The following is a 5,126-nucleotide window of genomic DNA, read 5'->3' on the forward strand; positions in this document are numbered from 1 at the left end:
CCGTATACGAGACCCGTACGTACGGTGGTGTGAGAGGCGCACTCTGTCAGTTTCTGGCAGAGCCGTCTACTCGATTGTAAAACGTTATTTATTTTCAGTTTCTATTTTTATATGATTCAGTACTCGTTTATGTATTCTGTGAATTATAAAATCAGACCAAGTTTTCCAGTAAATCTCTGGTGTAATACCTACTTTGTACCAAGTCGTTCCTTCTAATTCCGTTTTATTTTCTCCGATTTTGGTCAGTTTAAATTGACCTTTATATGATTTGAAATAGCCATCTAAATGCGGTGGATGAATTTCCCAAAACGGATTAAATTCATTCATAGGAATTGGTTGTTCTTTTACGTCAAATTGTAATAAATTCGGTTCGTTCCAAGTTGTGATTGGCTCTACAAAACTTCCAGTTGTAAAATTACAATATCTTATTGCTCCAATTCCAGTTCCTTTAATTGTTGCGTCTGTCGGATATGAGATTCCAGTTATAAATATCCAGTCAGTAGGTTCGTCTATTTTCTCAAAAGTCACAACATTTTTCCAAACATTCTCAATATTTGAGTTAACAATAACTTTCGTTCTAACAGGAATTAAGTTTTCAGGTTCATTTAAATAGTCGAAACTCATTGAACTTACGCAAATGATAAAAAGTCCAATTGTTGTATTTGTCGGATTTATCCACTTTCCAGAGTTTGCTTTAAATCCTAAATAAGAGCCAAGCCAAACTAATAAAGCAATTAATGGTAAAGACATTGCAATACAAATCATTCCTTCAATTGCGAAAATTAAAAGTCCAATTAAAACAATTCCGAGTGTTAGAAAACTTAATTTATAACTCTCTTTTTTACTTATTTCAGATAATTTTCCATTAATAAAAGGTGGAAGAAATCCAATTATGAATGGAATAACAAGAAATACAGTCCAACCATATTCTTTAAAAATTTCAATTTCTATATATCCTAAAATCGCAGATACGATTAGAGTGATTAAAATTGAAAATATTTTTGGATTTATCTTCATTTGCAGGATTTCGTTCTAATGTTTTACAACGGTCTCGTATAAGAAACGTAGGGCAGGTGATAAGCTCTATCGTTTCGGTTAATTACTTAGCTAAATATAAATATTTTGCTTTTACCTTTTCTACTATAAATGCCAAATTTTATATTTAGCGGACTTTGTTAATATACACAGAACTTTCGGTTAAGCACAAACGCCCTATGTTTTTTATACCTTGTTACCTGGCTGGCTTTTTTATCCCCAAACTTGCTAGCGTTGGCAAAGACATACTCTTTTACAGTTTTGGTGTAGCGTGGATGGCGCGACTGGAAATGTGTATGGCTTTCAGCGTTGGCAATTCCGCTATGTCATTAAATCATATCTTTCACTTGGCGGAAACAGTAATTCAATTCCTTTCGGTTTGATTTTAAACAACGGTCCTTTTTCGACTACTTTTCCTTTTGAGTTTCGTTTAATCAAATGGTCAAGCGTTATAATCCCTTGCTCAATTAGTAAATCAAATTGAGATGTAATTGGCTTTTTCGTGTGCTCTACCAACTTGTATTGAAAGTGTTCTCGGTCATTTATTCTTGTGCTTTCAGCTTCTACCCAAAACGTTTCTTTGTGTTTTGATTTTAGTCGGTTGTGAAGTTTGTCCAATGTCCAAACCACAAAATCTCCAACTTCTGGTTTATCTGAGTTCTCAATCAGTTGCTTGATATCGCTATCAATTCTTAAATTCAATCCTTGCGAATTTCTTGTAATTGCCGAAACTGTGCAATACAATTTAAAATCATCATCACGTTCATATCCGAAATTGTCAAGAATTTCTGCTGAACTTTTAAACTTACTTAATTTCCAATCCGGAACTTGTGCAAATAAATTTTTTCTGTTTGTTCTGCTGTTTCTGAATGACTTAAGCTCAATTCCTTTATAGTCTGGTTGTTTGGAAGAATTAATATCAATTCCAAGTGCAGTTTCTAGCGTTCGCCCTACAGAGGTGTCTGCATTAACCATTGAAGGAATTGGGCCAGCATTTGCTATTTTTCTTAACATTCCCAGAAGTTCAAATGCTACTTCATTTTGTGTGTTATTAATCTCCTTTATTAAATCTTGTAATGGGTTTTGAATTGAAGAATTAATCAAAACTTCAATGTCTAATTGTGTAAGATTAAAAATCTGAAAACTATCGTCAAAAAATGCGATTGCAATAATGTCGTTTGCTTCTGCAATTTTTGTCATTTTGTAAAACCATATTCTTGGGTCTCCACTTTTGGTAATTGGACGATATAAAGAGGCTTGGGATTTAATGATTTCAAATCCAGTATGAATAATAGTCGGAATTATAATTTTATGATTTGGACCTTGTAATTGTTGGTCGTAATCGTGGATGTTTTCACTTTTTAAAAAACTACGGACTGAACCAGTCGCATCCATTATGGATTTCTTTAATCCATTTTGGGTTGGTTCAATTAAAGTAAGAGAAACTTGGTTTTTAGTCAGTAATTTTATCTTTTCTTGTTCTGCGTCTGTAAGCTTTCTCACTTGATATGTTTTAAAATTTCACTTGCAACCGCTCTAGCTAATAAAGGCGGAACGGCATTTCCAACTAAAGTGTATTGTGGCACTTCTGTTTTTCTATTATTTCCACCTGTAGACCGTTTTCCTTGAAACACAAATGAGTCGTCAAACGATTGTAAGCGTGCCATTTCTCTAACTGTTAATGACCTTGGCGAATTGTAATGGATGTAATCATCTGCAATTGTCATTATTGTAGAACTTTGCTCATCTGGTTTTAAAACATTGTAATTTCTCTTATTTGTAGAAAGATTTAATTTTTCTAGTTCTGGTTGTGCTTTTTTATAGTTACCATTTTTTAAAATCACTCCAAGTCTTTCAATAACGGTTTCGTTTTGATTACTTGTTTTGTGATTATTAAGTATGTCGAAATATTTTTCTCCATTCTCTAAACCTTCTGTGTTCTTTACGTAAAATGGTTTTGTTTGAGGTTTAAATCGTTCAATTAATCTGCCTTTTTTAGACCATTCTGCAAATGATTTTCCACCTTTGAGAATAGGTTTTCCGTCAATTTTTCTTTTTTTGAGAAGTTTAGCCATTTTCTTCGCAGTTCCATTGTATTGCGCAGAAATATCAATTTCTTCATATCGATGTGCTTCTTGATTGTTGCCAATAAAGTCTAAATCATATAAAGCTTCAAAAATGGTTACTTTTTCTTCTTCTGAAACTGTTGCGGGAATTTCAGAAATATATTTTTGGTCTTTGCGACAACCAATAAAAAGTACTCGTTCTCTATTTTGAGGCACACCATAATTTGATGCATTAGCGACAAATGGTTGTTCTATTTTATAAAGTCTAATACTTTCAAGAATAGTCTCTAATTCCTTTTTTTGTGATTTGTTACATTGAGATTTTAAAATCTCAATGGATTCATCGAAAGATGTTGTGTATATTTTTAAAGCAGTTATAATATCCTCACAATCCTTTTTGTAATTGGTTGGAACTTTTAAAGCTTTAAATGAATTCTCAATTTTTGAAATGACATTTTCAGAGCTTATTTCTGTTAGAAAATCTGTAAAGGAATTTACAAAGTCATCACTATCAATATTACAGAAATCCTTTTCTTTGATAATATCACGTTTTAATTTCTCCCATTCTTTTGCTCGAGCCAAAAGATTAAAACCGTGACGAATTGTATTAATATTTTCGTCTGTTTTACTGGTTTTGTAATCTGCAATTTTTGGCGTTAGTTTTTTAAATCTATTTTCTACAAAGCTGATGAAATCAGCTTTTCCTGTTTCCTTGTCTTTCTCAAGTAGCTTTTCAAGTTCAACTCTTTTTACAATACTATCGAAAAGGAAAGAATTTGATTCTTTTCGTATTTTTTTGATGAATGTATTTAGTAATGGAATTTCTTTTGTGTCAACAATAGAGTTGATTTCTTTGATAATCAATTCTTTTATTTTCCCACCTTCTTTGGTCAAAATGCCTTTTACATTTTCCATTACAAAGTACTTAGGCTGTAAAACCTTAATAACTTCTAAGTAGTGAGAAAAAAGGTCGTCTTTTTTATCAAATTTTTTCCGCTTTCCTGCAAGACTAAAGCTTTGACAAGGTGGTCCACCACAGATAACGTCAATGTTACGTCCATCTATTTTTTCTAATAAATTGTCTAAAAAATCAGGTTCAGTAATATCCTGTTTTAAAAACTCAGCATCCAAACCTAATTGATGATTATAGCGAACAACGTGAGTTAATTCGCAATTTTCATTTATGTCGTTGGCAACAATGAAATCGAAGAACTTATTGTTATGTTCAGCTTGCAAAAAACCTTCACTAAAACCACCAGCTCCTGCGAATAAATCAACAAAAGTGAATGGTTTTCCATAAAGCGCAACTTGCTCTTTTACAATATTTACATTGCTATTTTCTTTGTAATTTTCTATGTGTTCGTTCAATACGCTTTTAATTTCGTCTTGTATAAAGGTTTTTTTATTAGAGTGGTGCAGAAGTTCGTCTGCTCGTTCTCTTAGGAAATCTAAATAATGATTGATTTCGTGAGATTCTACACTCAATCCAATCGCTTTTTGTTTGGATTTATTGAAGTTTTTTGATTCTATTTTCTGTCCTGTAGAAACCTTAACTTGACTTCCGTTACAGTTTATTCGAAGATGAATTGGTGCAAACCCTTTTTTGTCAGGTTTGTCTAAATAAAAATTAATTGTTGCCATAATTATTCGCGGACGTTTTTACGTACACGGACAAATTTACGGACATTTTTTTTAATTCCTATTTAATTCTGATTTTTGTTTTGAGTGAGCGTTGGGAAAAGGTAAGCTCTTTTTATTTTTTGAGGCACGAAAAAAAATGAAATGTGCTTGACTGCGCGTGTGGCTTTTTCAGAGCTTGCAGGTAACGGTTTTGTATAAGATTAGTTGCGTTGTTTAAGCAACTAATTTAGCAAATACAAACCGAATAGAAAATCCGCGAGGATTTTCGTAAGTAGGCTCGTACCAAGCAATTAATTTTATACGTTGTGTGTGCCCAGCATGGGCATCTTTTGATTTACCGAAAGGTAAATAATTAATCTAGAGGGTGCAAGTCCCTTATGCGCA

At 32.6% G+C, this 5,126-nt stretch carries 3 protein-coding genes; all 3 read right to left on the reverse strand.

The window, feature by feature from the left end; all coding sequences use genetic code 11:
• Positions 1-84 precede the first annotated feature (84 nt).
• The gene (locus Q0998_RS19065) at positions 85-1,017 is read right to left on the reverse strand and encodes a hypothetical protein (RefSeq protein ID WP_299672980.1); all 933 of its coding nucleotides are present in this window, start codon (positions 1,015-1,017) and stop codon (positions 85-87) included.
• A 339-nt stretch (positions 1,018-1,356) separates the two neighbouring features.
• The gene (locus Q0998_RS19070; RefSeq protein WP_299672983.1) at positions 1,357-2,538 is read right to left on the reverse strand and encodes an MvaI/BcnI restriction endonuclease family protein; all 1,182 of its coding nucleotides are present in this window, start codon (positions 2,536-2,538) and stop codon (positions 1,357-1,359) included.
• The gene (locus Q0998_RS19075; protein WP_299672986.1) at positions 2,535-4,742 is read right to left on the reverse strand and encodes a DNA cytosine methyltransferase; all 2,208 of its coding nucleotides are present in this window, start codon (positions 4,740-4,742) and stop codon (positions 2,535-2,537) included. Before Q0998_RS19075 ends, Q0998_RS19070 begins: the two co-directional genes overlap by 4 nt.
• Between the last annotated feature and the right edge of the window lie 384 nt (positions 4,743-5,126).

Origin of the sequence: uncultured Polaribacter sp. (genome assembly GCF_947501385.1) — a bacterium.
Classification (GTDB): Bacteria; Bacteroidota; Bacteroidia; order Flavobacteriales; family Flavobacteriaceae; genus Polaribacter.

Coding starts and splice junctions, on each gene's coding strand:
- Q0998_RS19065 (WP_299672980.1), bottom strand. CDS start 1,017: ATGAAGATAAATCCAAAAATATTTTCAATTTTAATCACTCTAATCGTA.
- Q0998_RS19075 (WP_299672986.1), bottom strand. CDS start 4,742: ATGGCAACAATTAATTTTTATTTAGACAAACCTGACAAAAAAGGGTTT.